The sequence below is a fragment of the Butyrivibrio sp. AE2032 genome, assembly GCF_000702965.1.
The window spans coordinates 784,537-808,091 of record NZ_JNLF01000003.1; the positions used below are offsets into that span (position 1 = coordinate 784,537).

A 23,555-nucleotide genomic window follows, 5' to 3' on the forward strand; every position below is an offset into this window, starting at 1 on the left:
TCCATCATCCGCTTTTGGCAAAATGCGATATGGAGGTGCATCCATGAATCAGAGCCCAGATAATGAACAGAAAAAAGCAATAGTCTCTTTTCCTGCGGAAAGCCTTATTATAAAAGAAGGCGAGATCTATACTGAAATGTATAAGATCATAAGCGGAAGGGCTGAAATGTATGTAGGATATGGTACTGACTATGAAGTACTTGTGAGCATCATTGGTCCGGGAGCTTGTTTTGGAGAGTTTGGACTTCTGATGAACTCACCTTCTATCTATACGGTCATCGCATATTCAGATGTTTATGCCCTGAGAGTCACGGAGGAACGTCTGGGTAGCTTCATCCAGGATAATCACGCCAGCGTTCTCCAGATAATGAAAAATATGGCCCATACCATGGACTTGATGCAACACCAGATCACAGCTCTTAGCATAGAACTCAGCTCTCATACAAAGGAACATGAGAAGAAAATAGTGGAAATGAAGAAAAATATGCTAAGAAGCTTTTACAATCCAAATGGTATGGGCTTAAAGGGAATGACTTACTTCCTTGAAAACTACGAGTCACACGAATAGCTCATTCTCCAAGATATACATGCTGTGGAAGTCCTCCGACAAAAATAGGAGTGAGCTCTGCCTGAATCAAAGGATGAGCATATTCAATGAATTCCTGCTTCATCTGTGTATGATCATCATTTACCCATTCAAGAGGAACTTTCTTTTCAAGATTTGCTATGTCAGATATTGGGTGAAGCTCCGTTGTGCACTGGTAAGGTGAATTGGAAATTCTCTTAAGTGCCACCATTTCTCCTGTGTGACCTTCAAAAGCCGCCTTAACAGCAGCTCCTCCAACCTGGTAAGCCTCAGTTATATCAGTACGGCTTGTAAGATGTCCTGCGCAGCGCTGGAGAGTAGAAAGCTCAATGCATCTTGTTTTTGTATCAAGATTTCTTGCGATGGTATTAGCCAGAAATCTTGCTGTTCCAGTCAGACTCTTATGTCCAAAGGCATCAACAGCATGAACATCATCAGACAGTTCACAGACATATCTGCCATCCTCAAGCTTAACTCCTTCTGAAACCGCTATAACTATGCTGCTTTTCTTTTCCTGCATCCTGCGGACCTTCTCGATAAATCTGTCCACATTGAAAGGCACCTCCGGAAGGCAGATCATATCTACGCCTTCGCAGTCATAGTCCTTTGCCAGCGCAGCTGCAGCAGTGAGCCATCCGGCATTTCTTCCCATTATCTCAACAACAGTCACATACTTTGTGCCATAAACAGTGGCATCTCTGATGATCTCCTTCATGACTACGCCAATATACTTAGCAGCAGAGCCATATCCCGGCGTGTGATCTGTCACAGTAAGGTCATTATCAATAGTCTTTGGAACCCCGATAAATCTGATATCGCTCCCTGTCTTCTCCCCATAGGCAGCAAGCTTATTGATAGTATCCATGCTGTCATTTCCGCCTATGTAAAAGAAATATCCCACGTTGAGATCATTAAGACTTTTCATGATCTTATCGTAGATTCCCTTCGCTCCTTCAGCATCAAGTTCAGGCAGCTTATAGCGGCAACTGCCCAGATAACTTGATGGCGTTCTCTTCAAAAGCTCAATATCGATGGGCTTTGCAAAGACTTCCGTGAGGTCCACATATCTCCCCTCAAGAAATCCCTGAATTCCGTTACACATGCCGTATACATGCTCTGATCCCCTACTTTTTGCCGCCTCAAATACCCCTGCAAGGCTTGAATTGATAACTGCTGTTGGTCCTCCGGACTGTCCTACAATTGCGTTCTTCATCCTACTGATACCCTCCTTTTTTGTAACCACTGTTAACGAAATATAGCTTCTTATCTGAAGAGTACCATGTTTGGTATAATCATTGTAAGCGTTTACATTTGCAAAAATACGGAATATTCTGAACTGTTATTAATGTCCCACCACATAGGCTTCCACCTGCTTAACCGAGTAATCCCTGATCCTCACGCCGTCACAGGTATGTTCAAGGGTCACAATTGTTTCCTGTCCTGTCTTAACAGCCTCATTCCAGCCCTGATACGCTCTAAAGTTTCCCAAGGAGTAAAAGACAAGCATCCTCCCGCCATCAGGCCTGTCAACCACTTCACTTTCCTGGACAACATGAGGGTGAGTTCCGATCACCAGATCCACGCCTCCTTCGGAAAAGAGCTGTGTCAGGTGTTTCTGTGTCTCGGACACCTCCTTAGAGTATTCATCGCCCCAGTGAACAAAGGCCACTACAAAATCAGCCCCATCTTCCGCTCCCGCAGCACCTGAGCTATCCTTTATGAGTTTTGTTCTACATTCTTTCAATTCCTCCACCATAGCTCTCTCCTGCTCCTCATTCAAAGGCAGGTAATGAACAGCATAAGGATATTTATCAGAAGCATCATTTCCATTAGTCCCATAGGTGTAGGAAAACAGTGCAATCTTCATATTCTTCTTTTCAACAACTTCATAGGGTCTGAACTCACTACCCCTTCCGTTCTGAATTCCCACACAGGTAACACCTTCCTGCTCAAAGAAATCCGTGGTCACGTCTATTCCATAGATTCCCCTGTCCAGGGCATGATTTCCTGCGCATACCATAACGTCAAACCCCGCATCACAAAGCGCCCTTCCAACTTCCAAAGGCGATCCGAATGAAGGAAATCCAGCCACAGCGCTCTTTTTATCCACAAGGATAGTCTCCAGCTGAACCGTTGCTATATCCGCGTCCATGATCTCTTTCTTAAAGGGCTCATATATGAAGTCATAGTTTCCGCCATAGAAACGATCCGCCTGCTCCAATATCTCCTCATGAATGATATTGTCGCCAAAGGAAACTAAGGAAAGCTCGTTATCCATGATATCCAGCCCCCACTGATCCCAGCGCCAGAGATTGCTGACTCCATCAATGGTCTCAGTCAGTAGGATCCCCTTCTCCTCATCCAGCATTTTCATCCGGCGGATGGGTGTCCCCACATCGGAGGCACACCACTTCTGCCTGTACTTTCCATCCTCTTCAACATCATAGATGAACAGGTGCTGAGAGTACCTGGTGTCGTTTTCCTTAACCCAGAAGGGCTTGTGCTGCCCGTACTTTCCTTTTTTCCACAAAAGAGCTATCACCTCTTCATCGCCGTCTCTGTCAATGTCCGTCACCAGATAATCCTGGACTTTTGAGGCGAAATCCGCTTCCTTATAGGTTACCCAGGAAGGAATGAACCCAATACGCCCAATCCCACAAAGGGCTACTGCCAACCCTAAGGTCAGCAGTAGCCCTATTATTCTTTTTTTGTATGTGGATATTATCTTCATTCTTCGTCCACTCTGTAACTTGCAGTCCAGTCAGGCTGTTTAAGTTTATCCTTGTTCTCAACCCAGTTCCAGTCATCATCCAGATAACCATTTGATATCTTTATCCTGAACTCTTCGTCCGTCATTCTCTCACTGATAGGCACTGTAAACTGATAGAAGGAATACACGCTTCCTCTTCCAATGTGAAGTTCCCCATCAATAGGAAATACAACGTAGATAGAGTCAGCTTTTCCGGAACCCACCTCAAGAACTGTTCCGTTTGGATCCGTTGCAATATCCGCAACTATCGGACATGGGAACTCATCGCTGGATATAGGCATGTTCTCATCTGTCTGATTCACTTCCTGCCAGAAATGCTCAAGATATCCACCATAACATCTGATAAACTCATAGTCCTCTTCAGTCCTGTCCTCATTCTTTAGCTCTTTTTCCGAAATAGCAAGTAAGCTTGTTGCTATCTCTGAAAGCCTGTCCAGATTCTCCTTCTGCTTTGCTTCCAGCATACCAAGGTTCTCAAGTCCCTGGGCAGTCTTCTTTGAAAGGTTAATAAATCTGCTGTATACAACAGGCTGAGGGTCAACATATCCTCTGTCATCCAGAGGTTCCTGATCCGGTCCTCCCATCTCAGCCATAAGCTGCTTTGCATAAAGAATGGTGTCGTGTTTCAGCTCCGCATAAGAACCGGCAAAGGTCTCAAGATTCTTCTTAGTCCACTCCTCGTTTGTCATGTAGGAAGGATAACCCTCTCCCTTTACCTCCAAAAGAGGTCTAAGTACATTGAGCCATCCTGAGTAGAGGCTGGCGTTCCAGAGAGTTCCATCAGAGTTGTTGAAATGCTCTTTTGCCGCCTCCAGGTTTTCAGTATATCTTGAATATCCTGTAGCTCCCTGCTCATCAAGAAGCTCTAAGGCTTTCTCGGAACCAAGGGCTGCTGCCACATCGAGAGTATCTGGAAGATACCTTCTGTCACCTGCAGAATTCTCCTCAACTGCCCTGTAGACCAGCTTTTGCATGATTGCTTCATCGATAGTAAATCTCTGTCCCATAAACCTGAAGGAAGGAATGACCACCTCTTCCCACTCCATTACAGGGATTGAATTTATCTGTGGAAGATTAAGAGTTTTTACCGCTTCCTGAACCTTTGAAAGTCCCTCGTCATCAGCCTTAAGCTCCGCCACCTCAGGAACCTTTCCATAGGCACCCTCAAGAACGTTCTTCATCTCATAATAACCCGGATCGTCCGATGCCCCGGCAAAAAAGCTTGTGACACTATAAATGTCGCTCCACTCATCCTTGCTGCGATCAATAAGACTGGTTAAAAGAACTGCACTCTTAACTCCATCAGGAGTATCCAGGGCAAAGGGCATTCTTCCAAACCACATCATGGTGCGGAAATATCTTTCCAGGTCATCGTCGCCCTCATAGTAGCCCCTTACCTTATACTGGGTGTAATCCTCGTTAAGGCCTGAGATCACGCAGTCATCAATAGCCTCAGCCGCCATGATCTTTTCATATTCAGCCTGGGTATTCGCCTTAAAATCAGCTCCTGCCTTCACCGGAGCTGCAGCATTGCTTCCCTGAAGAAGTCCTGCTATGTAAAAGAACTCCATATTCCTCTCAGCTGCATCCTCCCATTGGGTACCTTCCAGTTCTTCATAGTCCTTCATTGCCAGGTCGTACATAGAAGTGGTGAGGGTCCTTAGCTCTTTTGCCAGGTAGTTCTTCTCTGTCTGCTTCATAAGATAAGCAAAGTACAGGTGATAGGTGTGCATCAGGGAATCCACCGTAACAAAATTAGGGAACATCACATATCTGTTGAATTCGTAAATATCAAAGAACTCGTTGTAACCGGACCTTTGAACAGCAAAGTTATTCTTGATCAGCCCCTGCCTTATGCCTGCAGCGCTGGGATTTGCGTACTCATGATCCGGCTCAAAATAATACGCAAAGTCCTGCTCGTAAAAGACATTTGAAAAATCCTCAGCGACCTTATAGGGCTCAACAGCCGGAACCAGGTTGGGATCATAATAGATTTCCTCATCGCCAAGAAGTCCTCCACGAAGGGATTTAACTTCCTCTTTAGCAGAACTGTCTTCAGCCTTATCTGCAGTAGTTTTTTCACTTTCTGAAGGCTGCTGCCCAGCTGTATTTTCCTTTTCATTGCCTTCATTTTCCTGCTGACTCTGCACATTTCCGCATCCAATAAGGGAAACAGTCAGGCAGCATGCAAGTGCCATGGCTATAGGTCTTTTCATAATCATCCTCCAATAATACGATTTTTCCTTCAATACCATATGAAATATTATACCAAACATATCAAAAAAAATATTAGACCAATCGGGGAAAAAGTACGATAATATAGTTTAGTAGATTTGTAAAATCAGGAGAAGACTATGATTCAGGACAAAAAGATAGTCGCCCTATGCACATATGGAATCAGTGATCCGCAGGTCTTTAGCTTCACTACAGAGCTAAACGATCTGCTGCGCAAAAACGGCTGTTTTCTTTTCATATACACCATGAATACTGAGATTGGTAATGGTGGTGAATTCTATCAGGCTGAAGCCTCGGTATATGACCTCATCCCTTTTGACCGCACTGACGTTGTTGTCATCATGGATGAGAAGATCAAGAGCCGAAAGGTTGTACAACACATCATTGATTCAGCTAATAAGAAAAATGTTCCTACCGTCGTAATTGATGGCGAATATGATAATTCTTCTATCGTTAAATTCGACTACGCTAAGGGCTTTGAGTCCGTTGTAAGACACGTTATCGAGGATCATAAAGTAAAACATCCTCATTTCATGGCTGGAAAAAAGAGCAGCGAATTTTCCACTGAACGTTTCGAAGTTTTCAAAAAAGTCATTGAAGAAAACGGCATAAAATATGATGACTCCATGCTTAGCTATGGAGATTTCTGGTCAGCTCCTTCAAGAGCTGCCACCCGTAAGCTTCTTGAGAGAGATGAGCTCCCGGATGCAATCATCTGTGCAAATGACATCATGGCTATAAATGTCTGCGATGTTCTGCAGTCTGAGGGTATCAAGACCCCTGAGCAGGTTATTGTTTCAGGTTTTGACGGAATTGATGAAGCATTTCTTTCTACTCCCGGAATCACTACTGCCATATGTGACAGTCATTCATTGGCAGATTCAGTCCTTGAATGCGTTATGGAGATTCTTTCCGGGGCGAGAAACGTTCGTAAATGGATCACACCAAAATTTATCGCCAACGAATCATGTGGCTGTGACAGGGTAGATATCAAGTCCCTTTCAAAGGTACATGAGCTGAACAACCGATTCTACCACCATCAGGATGATATCCACATCATGCAGAACCTGACAGCGATCATGATGTGTAGCCAGACCTTTGAGGAGTGTTCCTACCACATCAGACACTCCCTTACAGATAACATGTGCTGTGTTGTTGAGGATGCAATCTTTGATGTTGAGCGCAACTTCTTCCTTGAGGATGTAAAGAGCACCACAAAGAGCATTATCTACAACTCCTACAGCAATGAAGTAGCAATCTCACCCTACAGCGAGCACCAGATCGTCCCAAATATTGGTAACATCATCAAAAAGGGTTATCCGCTTATTTTCAACGCCCTTGAATACATGGGTAAATCTATTGGTTTTGTATGCTACTCTTTTGAAAAATATAATCTTGTGGACTGGTCAAGAACTCCCAGCATGACAAACTGTCTGGGCATGGGTCTTGGCGGATTTATTACCTTAAGATATCAGGACTTCCTTAGGGAAAAGATCATGTCCATGTACCAGAGCGATGCTCTTACAGGACTATACAATCGAATGGCTTTCCTTGATAAATTTGAGGAGCTAAAGGAAAGTAAGACCCATGAAGGTCAGGAAATGACCATAATAATGGCTGACCTGAACGGCCTCAAGCAGATAAATGACACCCGTGGTCACACAGCAGGTGATCAGGCCATTTCATCTGTAGCCAAAGCTCTAAAACTCACATGTCCAAAGGAATCGCTGTGCGTAAGGTATGGCGGCGACGAAATGCTTGCCCTTATCCCAGAGAAGATAGATCAGTCAGTCTTTGAAAAAGAAATGCAAAAGCGCCTTAATGAGTACAGCAAAAAGTACGGCTTTACTATATCTGCCAGCTTCGGCACCTACACGGCCACAATGGACGACACCCTTGATCTTAATAAGATCATCTCCATCGCAGACCAGGAGATGTACAAGATGAAAAAGGCAAAGCATGAGAACAAATAAAAAATTCCCGGTAGAAAATGATCTATCGGGAATTCTTTTTTGCTATTTAATTGTCATTTAACCTCGTCTGTGGTTCCATCCTTCTTGACTACCTCAAGTCTGCATCCAAGTCCGAATGCTGCAACAGATCCGGCAATCAGTGCCCATGGAGCTGCTGCCAGTCCAAGGATTCCACCAAGGATCCCCACATTGACCGGTACGCTGAATACAACCTCGTCACCCTTTTTGATCTGAATCCTGTCTACGTTACCCTCTTCAACCTTTTTCTTTAACTTTTCGATCAATTCCTTGACATCATCTCCGATGTCCTTTGTATCCGGCTGGATGATCTTGATTGCAGCATCAACATCGCCATTTGCTTTTAAGAGCGCTTCCTTAGCTGCCTTGTACTCAACGCCAGTCATCTCCATTACTTTCTCAATAGCTTCAATTGTGATTTCCATAACCTTCTCTCCTTTCAACCAAATACTGTTTGGATGTTTTTATTATAGTTTCGTAGAAAAACTAATTACACAGCGATTATTACGAATTCAGAAGCTCTATTTAGCACCACAGGCGAATTACGAATCTATTGCAATCCCTTTATAACCACTATATCATTACAATTGACAGCAAAGGAGGACATAATGAAAGATTTTAAGAAATGGATATGGGTATACCTGATAGGTGCCTTCGTTATCGCAAGTATTGCACTTATCATAAGCATAGCCCTTGAATCAAACAGACTTCGCCACTTTAAGACAGATCTTTTTGTTCTGACCCATGAGTCGGATGTATGCGTGGCAGAGGGCCCTGACGGAAGAGTCAGAGTCAATTCAGATAACTGGATCACAGTTTATTCTATCATTGAAAAGCTTCACGGAAATCTCAACATAACTCCACATGAACCAGTGGATACAGTTACCTTTTATTTTGATTGTCATGACGAAGAATGGACCCTGTCGGTAGAAGAGATAAACGATAGCAAGCTCATCCTTCGCCTCGAGGGTCCAAGAAGTTATGTTGTACACGTTGTTAACAACGGAAACTTTGACAATTTTAAGAAAGCTGCAGCCATAGACAGCTTTAATGCTAAAAATAAGCCTTTTTAAGGCTTAAGCCCTGATTGCCCAGCGCATCTTTGTTGATTTGCTCCTGGGATTAACCCTGCACTCTTCTGCAGAAGGCCGGATCACCTCTGAAGCCACCTCACTGTAGATACCACTTTTTTGAAGTTCTTTAAAGGATTTCTTTACCAGTCTGTCCTCGCCTGAGTGGAAGGTCAGGATGGCTACTCTTCCTCCGGGATTTAAAACCCCAGGAAGCTTTTCAAGAAACTCGTACAGAACTTCAAACTCACTGTTAACATCGATTCTCAGGGCCTGAAATACTCTTGCACAGCTCTTTTTTACGGCCTGATCCTTTTCATCCTTTGGCACCTTCCAAAGTGCCTGGGTAATGGCGTTCCTAAGGGCCGTTGTGGTGTCCATGGGATCGCCTTTTTTCATTAGCGAAAAGACCTTTTCCCCGATCTCATCTGCATAGGGCTCATCAGAGTTTTCCACCATCATACCAATGAATTCCTCTTTGGTTATGTTGTGGAGGCGCTCAGCTGCTGACTCGCCGTGCTCAGGGTCAAGTCTTAGATCCAGTGGCCCGTCTATTTTGTAAGAAAAGCCCCTTTCAGGGTCATCAATCTGCATGGATGAAACTCCAAGATCTGCCAGCACAAAGTCAAATTTTCCTGCTTCCTTTGCAACCTGATCGATATTCCTGAAGTTTATCAGCCTGAATTTGAAATTATCCTCACCAAAGCCTGCAGATCTGAGCCTCTCTATGGTCTTTTTGGACTCGATAGGATCCACGTCAAGGCCATAGATACAGCCTTGTCCCTGAAGTTTTTCAAGCATCTTCCTGGTATGGCCACCATAACCCAAAGTACAGTCAAGGCCCTTTTGTCCGGGTTTTATGTCCAGAAACTCCAGGATTTCTTTTACCATGATGGAAATGTGCATTCCTGCAGGAGTTGAACCCTTGGATATCACGCGCTCGACTGTATCTTTGTACTTCTCGGGGTTATGTTCTTTGTATTTTTCTTCAAATTTCTTTGGGTACTTTCCTGAATAATGTACCCTTCTCTTATGTTCCTGTTCCATATTTATGCTTCGGGATCAAATCCCTTGATGGTATCTGATACAGGCTCTGCGTCTACTTCTGGCTCTGTCTCGCGATAAGTTGTATCTACTACATCTTCTGCAGGAGCATCATTCATTACGATTGCTGCAACGATATATGCTGCAATTCCGATTCCTGTTGTTAATGCTGCGATGCCCCAAACAAGTCTTACTATTGTAGGATCGATATCGAAGTACTCAGCAACTCCGCCACAAACACCACAAACCTTCTGATCACGACTCTTGTACAATTTCTTTCCACTCATAACTTTTACCTCTCAAAATATGTTTTTTATATTTTTTCTCTCTTTCAGGTTCTTTTTTGAACACCTGTAACTTATGAAATGATTATAACCCCTGCTTTGATACCCCTTACATACCTATTTGTGCCATTTGCAACATTTTATTTTGCTTTTTTTGCGACTGGAAATTTCAAATGCCTTCAAACCCGCACCGTTACTGCGGTTAATCTTTACTTTATTTAAATTTTATTTTTTCTTTATTTTGTAAACAGAAACAAATCACATTTTTGTAATATTCTATTATGCGTGGGGTTGATAATGAAAAAATAAAAACAGGGGGAACCGTAACATGAAAGGTCATAACAATGCAAAGGTATCACCACTTGATAAAAGAGATCAACGCACAGTAAACGCTGTAATGATAAATGGAAAATATGTTGATTCATCATCCGCACTTCATATCGCAGAAAAATTCATCTCTGTATCTGTGTGTCTGGCTGTACTGACTGCCTTGGCAATTGCATTTATTTTCTGATAGGATAACCTATTTGTGCAGCTCTGTCATCCAAAGTATATTCCAAACCATATTCCTTGGCAAATCAGCCTCTGGGATGTCTCCGTGGATTTAATCGTTTTTTAATTGAATATGCCCCGAAATAATGATAAAAGTAGAATAAGAGCATATGACGTTTTTCATAGAGATAGGAGAAATAATATGAGTCTGCAGGAACAACACATCTTAGAAAGTAATCGTCTGGCATTTAAGTTTGGCTGCATCATTCAGGGCTTTATGCTGCTGTCCACCATCGTTTATCAGGCCGGAAGGGAAGGATTTATGACCACAACGATCATGATCATCCTTCAGGTTATCCTGTTCGGCGTTCAGATCTGGGGATTTGCAGTTTACAGGACAAAGAAGACAGGCCAGATCATCACGCTAAGTTCCATAAGCCTGGCGTATTTTGTGGTAATGCTGGGCAGTGTTCATATTCCTTATATGTGGGCGTTTGGTCCTGGTATATGCATTCTTTCTCTACTTTATTCAGATCTTTTACTCACCAACATTGTTTCTGCTTTAGTGGTGGGAATCAATGTGTTGTTTATTCCGCTTTATCTAATGATTTCTTCAGACCCAAGTTCCAGGGCAAATCAGGTATATACAGATGCAGTGTATGCCCTGCTCCTTGCTCTTATGTGTATTTTCTACGTTCGTCTTAACAGCAAGCAAAATAAAGAAACTCTTGATGAGATTCAGGAAGCAGCATTGCAGCAGAAAAAGGATGCGGAAGTCATTCAGTCAATCGGCGAACAGATTGCTATCAAGCTTGAGGATGCCAATGAATCCATGGAGTCCCTGGCAGAGAAAGTTAGTTCCTCAGCAGAAGCTTCCGAGCAGATTTCCCAGTCCGTGACCATGACTGCAGAAGCAATTCAGACTCAGACCGAGATGAACTCCAATATTACAGAATCTCTTGAAGATATAGCAGATCAGTCCAAGGCTATGCGTGAGAACGCAGACGAGGTTACTGAGAACATCAGCGACGGAAATTCACTTGTTAAGCAGCTAAGAGCTAAGTCAGATGAAGCTTCCACCATCAATGCCGAGACGGCAGAAATGACCTCTAACCTCCAGCATTCAGCAAGCACGGTAAAAGAAATTGTAGACACTATCCTAAGTATTTCCAATCAGACAAACCTTCTTGCGCTGAACGCTTCAATCGAGGCAGCAAGAGCAGGAGACGCAGGCAAGGGCTTTGCGGTAGTTGCAGATGAGATCCGTGCTCTTTCAGAACACACCAAAAATTCTGCCGAGCAGATCGCATCTACTATTGATGATCTTCTTGGAAAGGTTAACCTCGCTTCCAGAAACATGGAACGAAGCGTAGAATCTGCCAACGAGCAGGGACAGATGATTGTTGAGACCGGTGAGAAATTTGAGGTCATCATGGAGAAAGTTGAAGAACTTACCAAGATGGCTACTAAGATATCAGAAAATGTTGATGACTGCGTAGATGCCAACACCAAGGTAATGGATGCCATCAGCAACCTGTCAGCCACATCTGAAGAGGTTGCAGCATCATCCCAGTCCAGCATTGAGATCAGTAAGGACTGCGAGACAGACATGATGTCCACCAAGGAAATTCTTAAAGCCATCCTTGAGATCAGCAGAAGTGCTAAAAAAGCCTGAAATATTATAAAAAAGCCATTATAATACCCAAGGGCCGAAGCCATTAATTATGGTTTCGGCCCTTTCTATGTCCCTTATGCCAGGCTAAATACTGCCACGTCGTAAGCCCCAAGAATGCACTTTTCTTTCTCAGCTGAGAGCTTAAAGATAAGCTCAGGACCATCACCGCCCTCTGAATCGCACATGTTGATTCCTGCGTTAAGGTGTCCGTTGAGCGCCTTCAGGTCAACCTGATTTTCCTTAAGGTTGAAGATCATAACAAGCTTATCCTGCTTGAAAGCCATGACTCTTTCCACCTCATCAATAAACACTACTTCAGGAATTTCTTTCCAGAGTTCTTCATGCTCGTGCCTGAAAGCAGCAAGCCTCTTGTATGCATCCAGCATGTCCGGATCAGCGTACTTTTCTGTATCCCAGAGCATGCCCCTTCTGTTGTCGGGATCGTAGTCCCCCGCCATTCCCACTTCGTCTCCATAATAGATAAATGGACATCCCGGGAAAAGCATGGTCAGAGCTGCAGCAGAGAGCATCTTGCCCTTTCCGCCTTCTTCGCATGCATAGGAAAGAAATCTCTTTGTATCGTGGCTGTCCATAAGATTCCATAAAAGTGGGAAAACATCGCTGTGGTATCTTCCCCTTACCTGTCCAAGCTTTGAGACAAACTCATGGATAGGTCCATTGCCGCCGTAAAGCCTTCCCAGAGCCTTAAACCAGGCATAGTTCATGCAGCTGTCCCACTCATCTCCCTCAAGGAAATCAGCACAGATATGCCAGTCCTCACCAACGATCAGAGCATCAGGCTTTATGGCCTTAGCTGCAATTCTCATTTCTTTCCAGAACTTGTGACCAATCTCATCAGCCACATCAAGGCGCCAGCCATCAATGCCGTAATCAGCAAGGTAGTGGCAAATAACTCCCTTGACATACTCCAGCGCATCCTTATTTGTAAGGTTGAGCTTTGGCATTCCGCCGTAGTAGCCAAAAGTCTTGTAGTTTGGCTTGCGTTCTTTGCTGCCCCTGTCCAAAGGAAAACTGTCAATAAAATACCAGTCCTTGTACTGGGACTCCTCTCCGTTTTTGAGCACATCCTCAAAAGCAAAGAATTTATCTGAGGTATGGTTGAACACACCATCCAGCATGATATACATACCACGCTTGTGGATCTGCTCCACCAGCTCTTTTAACGCCTCATTCCCACCGAAGTCAGGATCCACCTGATAGTAATCCACTGTATCATACTTATGCTCAGTATTTGCCTTAAAGATCGGAGTGAGATAAACGATATCCACCCCCAGCTCCTTGAGGTAATCAAGCTTGTTTATGATGCCCCAAAGGTCTCCGCATAGCTTGTCGTTCCACTCGATGGGGGCCTTGTACCACTGCTCCTCAGACACATACTTAGAGGTTGCAAATCTCGATGGAAATATCTGGTACACCACCTTGCCCTCTGCCCACTTGGGGAAAAGAGCTATTCCCTCCTCCCTAATGCTCTGAGGGCAGTCAAACATCTCCTCAATATCAGTAGGCTCATAGTCCAAAAGCTGGTCATCCCCGAAAAAGACTTTGTGACCGTGATTATCAGTTATCTCAAAATAATACCTGAGGCACAGCATATTCATCTTCACTTCTACCTCGAAGTAATCCCTGATATCATCTGAAGCAATCTTCACCATGGGAATTGAAAACCTTGTGTCAGAAATATCCAGAGAAAGATATTTGTCCCTTCCATGAAGAAGAATTCCTTTCACATCATCTTTGGCAGTAACTATCCTGATCTTAAATGTATCCGGTGCAACGCAGTAGCAGTATTCTCTTGTGGCTTCGTGCATGATGGCAGCTTTGATCATAACAAACTCCTTTCGGAAAACGTTTTCCGTAACTTGTTCAGTATATTACCATGCACTTTTTATTCTTGCAAGAGTTTTTTCAAAAAACATATAAGTTATAATAGTATTATGCAGAAAGGAAGTTGATCATGGCAGATGGCGAAATGAAAATGACTTACTCTGCAATCGTCAGAGATAAGGACAACAAAAGGATTGTGAGAGTCATGTTCGAGAGAAAGAATGGCTCTTTATTAGAAACCGCCGAGGGGCTTGTTCCTGATGGAAAGATAGTAAAAAGCAGCGGCTTTTCTCCTGACGAAATAAAACAGCTTGAGAGCTATCTCTGGGAAAATTCTCAGTCAATTATGGACGAAGCAAAAAAAATCAGTAACCCTCTTAAGTGGTTGTGATACAATGGGTGGAAAAAAGAGGAGGACGTAGAATGGAAATCACTGAAAAACTCGATGGCCTTTTGGAAAAAGCCAAAGCAGACGTTTCCCTTAAGGAGAAGCTTTTAGACACCAGAAACTCTTCTAATCCCGTTGCTGCCTTCTGTGAGATAGCAAGCGACAACGGTTTCCCCATGTCAGTTATGGACATCATCAACCAGGGGGAAGAATTCTACGCAGAGATAAAGCGCAGCACCAACGGTGGCGGCGAGAACTCTCCCGACCTGGATTTTCAAAATGACGAGTACTCCATCTTTATGATGAGACTGTCAGGTAGTCTTAGTAAGTAACATTTCGTAAGTAACGCCGTATTTCTCGGCGATGTCTTTTGCGTAGGAAAGGCCCTTGGGTGGAGCAACCTCGACTTCATAGAGCCTCTTGCCCTCTTCGGCCTTTACTACCAGCGAGGCAGCTTTTGCCTTAACATCCCCATCATTTATCTCTGAAATCTCAAGAGCCAACTTGTGCATATGTGTGTTGTAGATGGTCCTTATGCCCTTTTTAAGGATCGCCCTTGAACAGTCTCTGGCAATGTAATAGCCCTCTTCAAAAGAGGTTGTGGAGAAGGTCTCGTTCAGCAGCATAAGGCTCTTTTCCGTTGCATTCTCATATAATTCCCTGAAACGCTTACATTCTTCGCCAAGGCGTCCTAAGTCCATGGTCTTATCCTCATCTGCCGGGAAGTGGGTGAAAATATCATCCACCGGCAGGTACCTGAACTTGGAGCAGGGCACATAAATGCCTGCCTGAGCCATGAAAAAGAGCTGTCCCACGCTCTGGGTAATTGTGGTCTTACCGCCCATGTTGGCTCCCGTGAGGATGTAGAGGGTGTGCTCACTGGTAAAATCCAGGTTATTCTTTACGATGTCCTTGAAGGCAGAAGAATGCTCAGAAAGGAGCTTCACGTTATATATGCCTTCGGCATCCATGAAAAGAGCATTCTCTGCGCTCTGGGAAAGAGCCTCCGGAGCATCAATCACCTCAGGCTTACAAAAAAGCGCTCCCTTATCAGTCATCTTCTCGATATACTCAGCCCAACGAACATAGAATATGAACTCAGGCATCAGGTCAGTGATGTCGTTGACCGTCAGCATAGTGTACTTATTGAGGACATTTCGAAGGTGCTTTACCGTCTGGGAAAGCATCCTGTCTGTGATCTTGTCCATGTAGTTAGTGATCTCTTTTGTGGTGTCATCAGCCTCGGAGACCTTCATGACACTCATCATAGCTAGCGGGCTGAATACCGGTGGCACAAAATCTGCGCCATCATTTAATGGCCCTTTGGCAACTATCTCATCAAATCTGTAATCCTCTTTCCAGTCTGCTTCCTCATTGATATTGTCTTTTCCTGAGACCTTATCCATGAAGTGTTTCACAAGATTTGACTTGGTGAAGGGCTTGCTGTTGACGGAAATAAGGCCCACTCCGCTGGCTTCAAATCTCTCATTTAAGTTGATGCCCACAGTAACGCTCTTTAGACAGCTGGTATCTGCCCGAAGCTCTGCGATATCTTTTTTCAGTTCCTCAAAACCGTTGTCCTCGTACAGGTCACTGACATACTTCTTAAGCCCAAGAAGGCCCTGGGAGTGGATGTCTGCATCGGAGAGACACTTGTGGATAGCACCGATGCTCTCGATATAATCCCCGATCTCTTCTAGTCTGTGGACCAGGTCCCAGATGCCGGGATCGTGGTCATTGTCATGCCTGTAGCTGCCATATTCCTTAAGGAAATTCACCTTATCAAGGAGGTCCAAAAGCTCTGCACGCATGGCCTTATTCTTGTAAATATCATCGAAGACATCACTCCTGTAACGGGCATTTCCCGGGTCTGCAGTGATCATCTTCATGACATTCATGATATAGGTCTGCTCATTCTTTTCCCCGGAAAGCTTGGAAAGAACGGTGTCCATGCCAATGTCATGCACCGTCAGGTCGCTAAGTTTCCTGTATGGAAGAGACTGATCCGGAAAAAGAAGGCTGTACTTGTTAGACATATAAAATCTCCTTGTTATCATCAATCACGCTGTATAACTCGATTATAACACGTAAGTAGCACCAGCTTTTTTCTTTTTGCTGTGTTACCTGCCCTACTTTTGTGTTATTATGTTTGGGTATCTGACAATCACTTACGCATTGTATCAGGAGGATAGCATGGGAGGATTTTTCGGGGTAGCGTCACGTGAAAGCGCTGTATTTGATCTCTTTTATGGTACCGACTATCATTCACATCTTGGCACACGTCGTGCCGGACTAGCAGTTTACGACAAGAAGAAAGGGTTTGACCGCTCCATCCACAACATTGAAAGGTCCTATTTCAGGCCTAAGTTTGAGGATGACATGCTCAAGATGGAGGGCAATCTTGGAATCGGCTGTATCTCTGATTTTGAACCACAGCCACTTATCGTAAGATCGCACCATGGTACCTACGCCATAACCACTGTTGGTAAGATCAACAATATCGAAGAAATAACCAACAAGCTCTTTGCCGACAACCGTTCTCACTTCCTTGAGATGAGCGGCGGAGACATCAATCCTACTGAGCTGGTGGCATCCATCATCAATCAGAAGGTTACTATCGTTGAAGGAATTCGTTATGCACAGGAAGTCATAAAGGGCTCCATGTCCCTTCTTGTTATGACGCCTGAGGGCATCTATGCTGCCCGTGATCGTTTCGGCAGAACTCCCGTTGTGATAGGTCACAAGGACGAGGGTTACTGCGTCTGCTTTGAAAGCTTTTCTTTTCTAAATCTCGGATATGACAACTACAAAGAACTTGGACCCGGAGAGGTTGCTTTTATAACCCCTGAGAGCGTGGAGATTGTGGCTCCAGAGCTTGATGAGATGCGCATCTGCACATTCCTTTGGATCTACTATGGTTTCCCTGCTTCAACCTATGAGGGACTTAGCGTAGAAAAAATGCGCTACGGCTGCGGAGGTAAGCTTGCCCAGCGCGATATGCAAAGAGGACTTCATCCGGATCTGGTTGCCGGCGTTCCTGACTCAGGAGTTGCCCATGCCATCGGATATTCCAACACATCAGGAATCCCTTATTCCAGACCATTTGTAAAATACACACCCACCTGGCCAAGATCCTTTATGCCTACAATCCAGTCAAGGCGTGATCTTATTGCCAAGATGAAGCTTCTTCCGGTAAATCAGCTCATTAATAACAAATCTCTTTTACTTATTGACGATTCTATCGTAAGAGGGACACAGCTTCGTGAAACAACAGAATTCTTATACAGAAGCGGAGCTAGAGAAGTACATATCAGGCCTGCATGTCCGCCACTTATCTACGGCTGCAAATACCTTAACTTCTCCCGTTCCAATACGGAGATGGAGCTCATCACAAGACGTGTGATTGAAAAGCTCGAAGGATATCCAAGTCCTAATGAAGAAACTGTGAGAAAGTACACAGACCCTGATTCACCTCAGTACGAAGCAATGCTTGAGGAAATCAGGAAGGAACTTAACTTCACATCCCTTCATTATCACAGACTGGACGACATGGTAGAGGCTATACCTCTTGAGCCATGCAAACTTTGTACTTACTGCTGGAGCGGAAAAGAGTGACCGGATTTCCCTTTTCCTTTTCTGAAGCACTCCTGACATATGTTGTATTTATAGGACCACTTCAGTTTTTTACCACAATATTTACAGGACTTCATGCTTAGCTTTTGCCTGTCAAGAATTTCAAAGATCTTTTCAGAGATCTGTCTCTTTACCTCAAGAATCGAGTACAGATCTTCCTCGGATCCGAAAAGTCTTGTAAATGCATAGAGAAAATCATACACGGCGCTGCTGGTCTCAAGGATCTGCAGCGCTCCTTTATCGTTTGGATTTATGAGGGAGCCATCAAACTCGCTCATGGTCTCCTCCAGTGGCACTTCCTCTCCGTAAACCAGGTTTCTGTAAAAGGAGGTGTAGACATCAAAGGTGTCCTTGTTATCAGGATTTGCAGGGATCCTTATGAACTTCCGAATTATCTCCCTGTCGTCCTCAATTTCCTCCAGGGCACGGGCAACCCTGATCTTCTCATTTATATCGCCCTTATCGTAGTAATCCGCCGCCGGGATCTGATTCCACAGCTCCAGGATGGTGGACACCTTTCCATCCTTCTCCAAAAACTCCTCGGGAATGTTTATCATAGCCTTGCTGACAGGAGGTGCCTTGTAGCCAAGTAGCTTATCAATAATGTGATAGTCATAGTAAGCCCCCACATAACCAATATCGTAAATGCCGTATCTTCCGGCTCTTCCTGCTATCTGCTTGACCTCTGACACAGTAAGGGGGCGTTCTCTCACCCCATCGAACTTAATGGTCTGTAAAAAGACAACTCGTCTGATCGGAAGATTCATCCCCATTCCGATGGCGTCAGTTGCCACCACCACGTCTGTTGTGCCATCTGCAAACTTTCCTGCCTCCCTGTGTCTTACATCATAGGGTAAAGAGCCATAGACAATACTGCACTTTATTCCGCTGTCCTGAAGCTCTGCTGCTACGCTGTGGACGTCTTTTCTGGAAAAGACAACCAGAGCATCGCCCTTTTTGACATCATCAGGGAACACGAAGTTCTCAGCCTCTTCGTCCATTTCCAGAGGTGTCTTTCTCTCGTGGAAAACCACCTCCACTGTATCTTTGCAGGACTTTATCATCCTGGTGAGGATCCTCTCCGCATCGGGAGATGCACATACGTGGATAGTCTTCGCCCTGAGCCCCAAAATAGCTGCAGTCCAGGAACCGCCCCTCTGGCTGTCAGCCACCATCTGGGCCTCGTCGATAACCGCCATATCCCACTCTTCCTGCAGATTCATCATCTCTATGGTTGATGACTGGTGGAAGGAGCCTGGCATAATGATGCGCTCCTCTCCTGTGATCATGGAACATGGACAGCCTTCACTATTCATCTTTTCATACTGCTCATATGCAAGAAGACGCAGTGGTGCCAGATATATTCCGCTTTCCGCATTCATCAGGTCCTGCATGGCCTGATAGGTCTTTCCCGAGTTGGTGGGACCTATATGGAGGATGAAATGTCTTTTCATCTGCCTTGCCAGTGGAAACAGGGTCGTATAGTCGTTGGGGGTGGAAGTCTGGATATTCTGATACAGAAGCATCTTGGCTTCCATATTCTTCTTTATCCTGGCTGCTGCCTTTACGTACCTGGGGTTCTGGGAAATCTGCTCATAGACCACCATTTCGTTCAGGCGGGATCTGACATACTCGATCAGTTCGTTATCTCTTTTCTTCTCCCGAAGATACTTCATTATGACCCAGGTTGCAGTCTTTTCATCAATTGCGATCGTAAAGTCCACCAGAGGCATATTGTCGCAGTTAAGGATAACTCCATAGATGGTCTTGGAAATGTCCGGCGCCATCTCATGAACCATAAGGGCATTGAACTTCTTTGGCACATAGGAACAGAACCTTCCCACATTGCTCTGGGACAGTTCCTGCTTCTGCTCCTTGCCATAGGGCCCCTTAGTTAAAAGAAAAAGCTTCTCGTTTGCCAGCACATCCAAAAAGGCGTCATAAACAGCCCTCTTCATCTCCTCCGAGTGCTTTTTCCAGTACTCGTCGAATTCCTGATGAGGGAATGCCTTCTCGGCCATCTGCTTTTTCAGCTTTTGATTTTCTCTTCTTACTTTGAATGAATGATATCTTCTTTTCTTTGCCATGCTTCCATTTTATTATTTTGTCCCAAAAAACTCCACGTCAATTACAAAATCAGTTGTGAACAGGGATAAAAAATTTCATTTTCCCGCATAAATACTGGATTTTTGTTTTTCTTGACAATGTATTAACAACTCTGTTAGTATTCATTCATTCGTAGAAAACGTAACTGTTAATTCTTTGTTTATGAGGGGAGGATGTATACAAAATGGCAGACGTGAATAACGGTTCAATAATGCTATCACAGACAGAGATTGACAAGCTCATCAAGCAGATGGAGCAGGAAAAAGAGGCAGCCAATAAGTAATTGGCAGCCTCTTTTTTTAGGCGTCGTAGTATTCTTCCAGCTCTTTGCGTGCGTCCTCAAGAGCTTTGAGGGTGGTGGGGTTAGTGGATGGGAAATCAAACATCTTGTAGAGGTATCCCTGCTCTTTTACAAGTTCCCAGCTTTTTGGGAAGACAAGTTCAAAGGCTAGGGCAATGTGACCAATAAGGTGCTCCGCCGGTGTTTCCATTACATCCCTCAATACTGCATGATGCTCTCTGACCTGTGCCATTACCTTGTCGGAAACCCCAGTAGAAAACAATTCTTCCTCAGTCACATTGTAGATCTCCTCCATTGGAGTCTCCACGTTTACCCTAAGGATATCAATCTTATCCGCATCTCGAAGTATATTGCAAAAAGTCAGGGTATCACCCTGTACAGATTCATCAATTCGGAACTTGTTGTGCTGACGGATGACGATCTCCATCTTACGCTCGAAACCCTCATCACATTCTTCAATATAATCTTCGATCAGTCTGTCAGGTCCGAAAAGCAGGTCTGCGCCGAACTCCGCATGATCAACTGACTGAGAATCAATAAAAGTGTTATATCTCTTCACCTGCTCAAATCGTCCCACATCGTGGAGCATTCCGGAAGCCCAGGCAAATTCAATGTCCTCTTCAGTCAGTCCTATAGACTTTGCAATCTTCTCGCAATTATCCGCCACCCGATAGGTATGAGCTATCTTAAGAGCAATCTTCGTATCCTCCGGATCATACTTCCTTGTATATGAAGCAAATGCTTCCTTAACATGTTGTCTGTCTATCTTCATATCATATTTCCTTCCATGTACTTCCAGACCATATACCACATCTCCCCCATATTGTTATATTATAATATACTAAGAACATCAAATAACCCAAATTCAGCGAGGTCAACATGAAAGAATACACCATATCAAACGAAACCTACACTCTGACAGTCTCCGACCACGGCGCCGAGATCCGCTCACTTAAAAAGAATGGGAAAGAGCTTATGTGGCAGGCGGATCCTGCATTTTGGGGCAGAACGTCACCGGTCCTCTTCCCCCTTGTAGGCAATTATTGGGAAAAGAAATCCCGCTGGGGCGGAAAGACTTTCGAGATGTCACAGCATGGTTTTGCCAGGGACATGGACTTTGTGAAGCTGGAACAGGCACCAGACAGCGCCGACCACCAATCATCTGATTCCCAGACAGAGGATGAGCTTTGGTTTGAACTTAGGGATAATAGCGAGACTTTGAAAAAATACCCCTTTGCTTTCATCCTTCAGCTTGGATATAAGCTCTCAAAGGACGGCGTAGAGGTACTTTGGAAGGTTAAGAATCCTTCAGATAAAGACATTTTCTTCTCAATAGGCGGACACCCGGCCTTTAACTGCGACCTGACAAAGGATCAGCTCCTGTTCACAAAAAAGGGCCAACCCCTAAACAGCGCACTGAAGGCAAATATCATCGAAGGCGATGGCAGCGGTTGTCTTTCAGACAGGACAAAAGAGCTGTCTCTTGATGCAGGAAAGCTCCCACTCTCCTATGAGCTCTTCGACGAGGACGCCCTGATAATAGAGAACGATCAGGCTGATGCAGTTGCAGTTCTTGATCCATCAGGAAAAGAGCTGCTTACCGTAAGCTTCGATTCTCCACTTTTCGGAGTGTGGTCTCCAGCCGGCAAGAAAGCTCCCTTTGTTTGCATCGAGCCCTGGTACGGAAGATGTGACAAGGTAGGATTTACTGACGATATAAGCGAAAGAGAATACGGCAACAAGCTCGCTCCACAGGAGGAATTCCTCGTATCATATAAGATCCGCTAAATGCCGCAAACCACATCAATCGGCGATGCGTTCTTTGCGCTGTTTAACGGACTCATAGAAGTTGTTGGCCGCTTTACCATACCCATACTGCTTACACAGTATATGGGTATGGGGCCATTGGAATATAGTTAGCAGAAGGAAAAACCTATTTATCGAGAATATCTGCTGCCTCCCTCATAAGCTCTATGATAGGAAGGTGCTGAGGACAAACGCTTTCGCACTGTCCACAGGCGATACAGTCTGAAGCCTTTCCGCTTCTCTGGATAAGTCCTGAGTAGAAGTTCTTGGATCTCCAATCGTCAGGACATCTCCTCAAAGTATTTATAGTTCTGAATACATCAGGGATGCTGATCTGCTGTGGACATCCGTCGCAGCAGTATTTGCATGCTGTACATCCGATCTGAGGGATAGCCAGGATTGCCTCAGTAACTTCATTTACAATTGCAAGCTCATCTTCCGCAAGGGGTTCGAAGTTAGTAAAGGTCTTAAGGTTATCCTCCATCTGTTCTTCGTTGGACATTCCTGAAAGGATTGTCATCACTCCCGGAAGGGAACCAACAAATCGGAGGGCCCAGGAAGCAATGGACTTGTCAGGCTGTCTCTTTTTAAACTTCTCTTCTATTTCAGGAACCATGCCAGCCAGCATTCCACCACGAACAGGCTCCATAACTATAATAGGAATATTTCTCTCGTGAAGGATGTCATAAAGCCTCTGGGATCTTACTACAGGGTTTGTTCTGTCCAGATAGTTCAGCTGGATCTGCACAAACTCAACCTCAGGATGCTTATCAAGAATCTGTTCCAAGAGCTCAGGACTTCCATGGAAAGAAAATCCGAAGTGCTTTATCTTTCCTTCTTCTCTCTTCTGTACTCCCCACTTGAAGCAGTCATACTTCTCATAGGTATCATAATTGTTACCATCCTCAATGGAGTGGAGCAGATAGAAGTCAAAATAATCAACTCCAGCTCTCTCACACTGTTCATTAAAAATCCTGTCCACATCTTCAGCCTTTTTAATCTCCCATGCAGGAAGCTTTGTAGCCAGCATGAAGCTGTCTCTTGGATGGCGCTTTACAAGGGCCTCTCTAGCCTCTACTTCTGACTTTCCACCGTGATAAACATACGCTGTGTCAAAGTAATTAAGACCTGCCTCCAGGTACTTATCAACCATTCTGCAAACCTGCTCATGATCAATTACACCGTCATTCTCCGGAAGCCTCATTAGGCCGAAGCCAAGCTTCGACATCTTGCCAAGATCAATTGCCATAAAAAATGCTCCTTTCCAGCTTTCATAATAGTTGCAGAAAAAACCACTCTATTATTATATCACCTGGAAAGAAGCATTTC

General features: G+C 44.4%; 19 protein-coding genes and 1 pseudogene. 9 read left to right on the plus strand and 11 right to left on the minus strand.

Annotation, left to right across the window (positions count from 1 at the left end; translation table 11 throughout):
- Positions 1 to 43 precede the first annotated feature (43 nt).
- Complete coding sequence (locus BO18_RS05285; RefSeq protein ID WP_034444256.1) at positions 44 to 568, plus strand: cyclic nucleotide-binding domain-containing protein; 525 nt, start codon at positions 44 to 46, stop codon at positions 566 to 568.
- A gap of 1 nt (position 569) precedes the next feature.
- Here BO18_RS05285 and BO18_RS05290 read toward each other — a convergent pair whose 3' ends face one another.
- From BO18_RS05290 to BO18_RS05300, 3 genes are all read right to left on the minus strand, one after another.
- On the minus strand, positions 570 to 1,799 hold the full coding sequence (locus BO18_RS05290; protein WP_034444258.1) for a 6-phosphofructokinase: 1,230 nt from the start codon (positions 1,797 to 1,799) through the stop codon (positions 570 to 572).
- A gap of 129 nt (positions 1,800 to 1,928) precedes the next feature.
- Positions 1,929 to 3,317 (minus strand): CapA family protein, encoded by a 1,389-nt coding sequence (locus BO18_RS05295; protein WP_081860920.1) that lies wholly within the window; start codon positions 3,315 to 3,317, stop codon positions 1,929 to 1,931.
- Positions 3,314 to 5,572: a DUF3160 domain-containing protein gene (locus BO18_RS05300; RefSeq protein WP_051688507.1), complete on the minus strand. Its 2,259-nt coding sequence runs from the start codon at positions 5,570 to 5,572 to the stop codon at positions 3,314 to 3,316. The genes BO18_RS05295 and BO18_RS05300 overlap by 4 nt, the downstream gene beginning before the upstream one ends.
- Before the next feature lie 138 nt (positions 5,573 to 5,710).
- Here BO18_RS05300 and BO18_RS05305 point away from each other — a divergent pair, with 138 nt between their 5' ends.
- The gene (locus tag BO18_RS05305) at positions 5,711 to 7,564 is read left to right on the plus strand and encodes a substrate-binding and GGDEF domain-containing protein (RefSeq protein WP_034444263.1); all 1,854 of its coding nucleotides are present in this window, start codon (positions 5,711 to 5,713) and stop codon (positions 7,562 to 7,564) included.
- 53 nt (positions 7,565 to 7,617) lie between these two features.
- On the opposite strand, the gene BO18_RS05310 is transcribed toward BO18_RS05305, so the two are convergent.
- A complete protein-coding gene (locus tag BO18_RS05310; protein ID WP_034444265.1) occupies positions 7,618 to 8,007 on the minus strand; it encodes a DUF4342 domain-containing protein in 390 nt (129 codons plus the stop codon).
- A 183-nt stretch (positions 8,008 to 8,190) separates the two neighbouring features.
- Between BO18_RS05310 and BO18_RS05315 the strand changes: the two genes are divergently transcribed.
- Positions 8,191 to 8,655 (plus strand): hypothetical protein, encoded by a 465-nt coding sequence (locus tag BO18_RS05315; protein ID WP_034444267.1) that lies wholly within the window; start codon positions 8,191 to 8,193, stop codon positions 8,653 to 8,655.
- A 3-nt stretch (positions 8,656 to 8,658) separates the two neighbouring features.
- Here BO18_RS05315 and rsmH read toward each other — a convergent pair whose 3' ends face one another.
- Both rsmH and BO18_RS36440 read right to left on the minus strand, forming a co-directional pair.
- Positions 8,659 to 9,699, minus strand: coding sequence for a 16S rRNA (cytosine(1402)-N(4))-methyltransferase RsmH (rsmH, locus tag BO18_RS05320; RefSeq protein WP_051688508.1), 1,041 nt, complete (start codon positions 9,697 to 9,699; stop codon positions 8,659 to 8,661).
- Between the two features lie 101 nt (positions 9,700 to 9,800).
- A pseudogene (locus BO18_RS36440) lies at positions 9,801 to 9,983 on the minus strand (PspC domain-containing protein); the annotation flags it as partial.
- Positions 9,984 to 10,308: 325 nt separating this feature from the next.
- Between BO18_RS36440 and BO18_RS05330 the strand changes: the two are divergent.
- Both BO18_RS05330 and BO18_RS05335 read left to right on the plus strand, forming a co-directional pair.
- On the plus strand, positions 10,309 to 10,494 hold the full coding sequence (locus BO18_RS05330) for a hypothetical protein (protein WP_034444271.1): 186 nt from the start codon (positions 10,309 to 10,311) through the stop codon (positions 10,492 to 10,494).
- A 180-nt stretch (positions 10,495 to 10,674) separates the two neighbouring features.
- A complete protein-coding gene (locus BO18_RS05335; protein WP_034444273.1) occupies positions 10,675 to 12,147 on the plus strand; it encodes a methyl-accepting chemotaxis protein in 1,473 nt (490 codons plus the stop codon).
- Positions 12,148 to 12,221: 74 nt separating this feature from the next.
- On the opposite strand, the gene BO18_RS05340 is transcribed toward BO18_RS05335, so the two are convergent.
- Positions 12,222 to 13,994 (minus strand): glycoside hydrolase family 13 protein, encoded by a 1,773-nt coding sequence (locus BO18_RS05340; RefSeq protein WP_051688509.1) that lies wholly within the window; start codon positions 13,992 to 13,994, stop codon positions 12,222 to 12,224.
- A gap of 128 nt (positions 13,995 to 14,122) precedes the next feature.
- Between BO18_RS05340 and BO18_RS05345 the strand changes: the two genes are divergently transcribed.
- Together BO18_RS05345 and BO18_RS05350 are read left to right on the plus strand one after the other, a co-directional pair.
- Positions 14,123 to 14,383, plus strand: a complete 261-nt coding sequence (locus BO18_RS05345; RefSeq protein ID WP_051688510.1) for a hypothetical protein — start codon at positions 14,123 to 14,125, stop codon at positions 14,381 to 14,383.
- 32 nt (positions 14,384 to 14,415) lie between these two features.
- Positions 14,416 to 14,712 carry a hypothetical protein gene (locus tag BO18_RS05350; protein ID WP_034444278.1) on the plus strand — a complete coding sequence of 99 codons (297 nt, stop codon included), beginning with the start codon at positions 14,416 to 14,418 and terminating at the stop codon, positions 14,710 to 14,712.
- Here the strand turns inward: BO18_RS05350 and BO18_RS05355 are convergent.
- Positions 14,692 to 16,416: a MutS-related protein gene (locus BO18_RS05355; protein ID WP_034444280.1), complete on the minus strand. Its 1,725-nt coding sequence runs from the start codon at positions 16,414 to 16,416 to the stop codon at positions 14,692 to 14,694. The genes BO18_RS05350 and BO18_RS05355 overlap by 21 nt on opposite strands.
- A gap of 157 nt (positions 16,417 to 16,573) precedes the next feature.
- Here BO18_RS05355 and BO18_RS05360 point away from each other — a divergent pair, with 157 nt between their 5' ends.
- Complete coding sequence (locus BO18_RS05360; protein WP_034444281.1) at positions 16,574 to 17,995, plus strand: amidophosphoribosyltransferase; 1,422 nt, start codon at positions 16,574 to 16,576, stop codon at positions 17,993 to 17,995.
- Here BO18_RS05360 and BO18_RS05365 read toward each other — a convergent pair.
- Positions 17,971 to 20,100, minus strand: coding sequence for a helicase-related protein (locus BO18_RS05365; protein ID WP_051688511.1), 2,130 nt, complete (start codon positions 20,098 to 20,100; stop codon positions 17,971 to 17,973). The genes BO18_RS05360 and BO18_RS05365 overlap by 25 nt on opposite strands.
- Before the next feature lie 318 nt (positions 20,101 to 20,418).
- The gene (locus BO18_RS05370; RefSeq protein ID WP_034444283.1) at positions 20,419 to 21,192 is read right to left on the minus strand and encodes an HD domain-containing protein; all 774 of its coding nucleotides are present in this window, start codon (positions 21,190 to 21,192) and stop codon (positions 20,419 to 20,421) included.
- 107 nt (positions 21,193 to 21,299) lie between these two features.
- Here BO18_RS05370 and BO18_RS05375 point away from each other — a divergent pair, with 107 nt between their 5' ends.
- Positions 21,300 to 22,208 (plus strand): aldose 1-epimerase family protein, encoded by a 909-nt coding sequence (locus BO18_RS05375; protein WP_034444285.1) that lies wholly within the window; start codon positions 21,300 to 21,302, stop codon positions 22,206 to 22,208.
- 145 nt (positions 22,209 to 22,353) lie between these two features.
- Here BO18_RS05375 and BO18_RS05380 read toward each other — a convergent pair whose 3' ends face one another.
- Positions 22,354 to 23,475 (minus strand): aldo/keto reductase, encoded by a 1,122-nt coding sequence (locus BO18_RS05380; RefSeq protein ID WP_081860922.1) that lies wholly within the window; start codon positions 23,473 to 23,475, stop codon positions 22,354 to 22,356.
- Positions 23,476 to 23,555 lie beyond the last annotated feature (80 nt).

Excerpts from the sequence above, each read along its gene's own strand:
- BO18_RS05340 (WP_051688509.1), bottom strand. The coding sequence starts at position 13,994 with ATGATCAAAGCTGCCATCATGCACGAAGCCACAAGAGAATACTGCTAC.
- BO18_RS05345 (WP_051688510.1), top strand. The coding sequence starts at position 14,123 with ATGGCAGATGGCGAAATGAAAATGACTTACTCTGCAATCGTCAGAGAT.
- BO18_RS05370 (WP_034444283.1), bottom strand. The coding sequence starts at position 21,192 with ATGAAGATAGACAGACAACATGTTAAGGAAGCATTTGCTTCATATACA.
- BO18_RS05285 (WP_034444256.1), top strand. The coding sequence starts at position 44 with ATGAATCAGAGCCCAGATAATGAACAGAAAAAAGCAATAGTCTCTTTT.
- BO18_RS05315 (WP_034444267.1), top strand. The coding sequence starts at position 8,191 with ATGAAAGATTTTAAGAAATGGATATGGGTATACCTGATAGGTGCCTTC.
- BO18_RS05300 (WP_051688507.1), bottom strand. The coding sequence starts at position 5,572 with ATGAAAAGACCTATAGCCATGGCACTTGCATGCTGCCTGACTGTTTCC.
- BO18_RS05380 (WP_081860922.1), bottom strand. The coding sequence starts at position 23,475 with ATGGCAATTGATCTTGGCAAGATGTCGAAGCTTGGCTTCGGCCTAATG.
- BO18_RS05350 (WP_034444278.1), top strand. The coding sequence starts at position 14,416 with ATGGAAATCACTGAAAAACTCGATGGCCTTTTGGAAAAAGCCAAAGCA.
- BO18_RS05355 (WP_034444280.1), bottom strand. The coding sequence starts at position 16,416 with ATGTCTAACAAGTACAGCCTTCTTTTTCCGGATCAGTCTCTTCCATAC.
- BO18_RS05330 (WP_034444271.1), top strand. The coding sequence starts at position 10,309 with ATGAAAGGTCATAACAATGCAAAGGTATCACCACTTGATAAAAGAGAT.
- BO18_RS05335 (WP_034444273.1), top strand. The coding sequence starts at position 10,675 with ATGAGTCTGCAGGAACAACACATCTTAGAAAGTAATCGTCTGGCATTT.
- BO18_RS05295 (WP_081860920.1), bottom strand. The coding sequence starts at position 3,317 with ATGAAGATAATATCCACATACAAAAAAAGAATAATAGGGCTACTGCTG.
- BO18_RS05375 (WP_034444285.1), top strand. The coding sequence starts at position 21,300 with ATGAAAGAATACACCATATCAAACGAAACCTACACTCTGACAGTCTCC.
- rsmH (WP_051688508.1), bottom strand. The coding sequence starts at position 9,699 with ATGGAACAGGAACATAAGAGAAGGGTACATTATTCAGGAAAGTACCCA.
- BO18_RS05310 (WP_034444265.1), bottom strand. The coding sequence starts at position 8,007 with ATGGAAATCACAATTGAAGCTATTGAGAAAGTAATGGAGATGACTGGC.
- BO18_RS05365 (WP_051688511.1), bottom strand. The coding sequence starts at position 20,100 with ATGGCAAAGAAAAGAAGATATCATTCATTCAAAGTAAGAAGAGAAAAT.
- BO18_RS05290 (WP_034444258.1), bottom strand. The coding sequence starts at position 1,799 with ATGAAGAACGCAATTGTAGGACAGTCCGGAGGACCAACAGCAGTTATC.
- BO18_RS05360 (WP_034444281.1), top strand. The coding sequence starts at position 16,574 with ATGGGAGGATTTTTCGGGGTAGCGTCACGTGAAAGCGCTGTATTTGAT.
- BO18_RS05305 (WP_034444263.1), top strand. The coding sequence starts at position 5,711 with ATGATTCAGGACAAAAAGATAGTCGCCCTATGCACATATGGAATCAGT.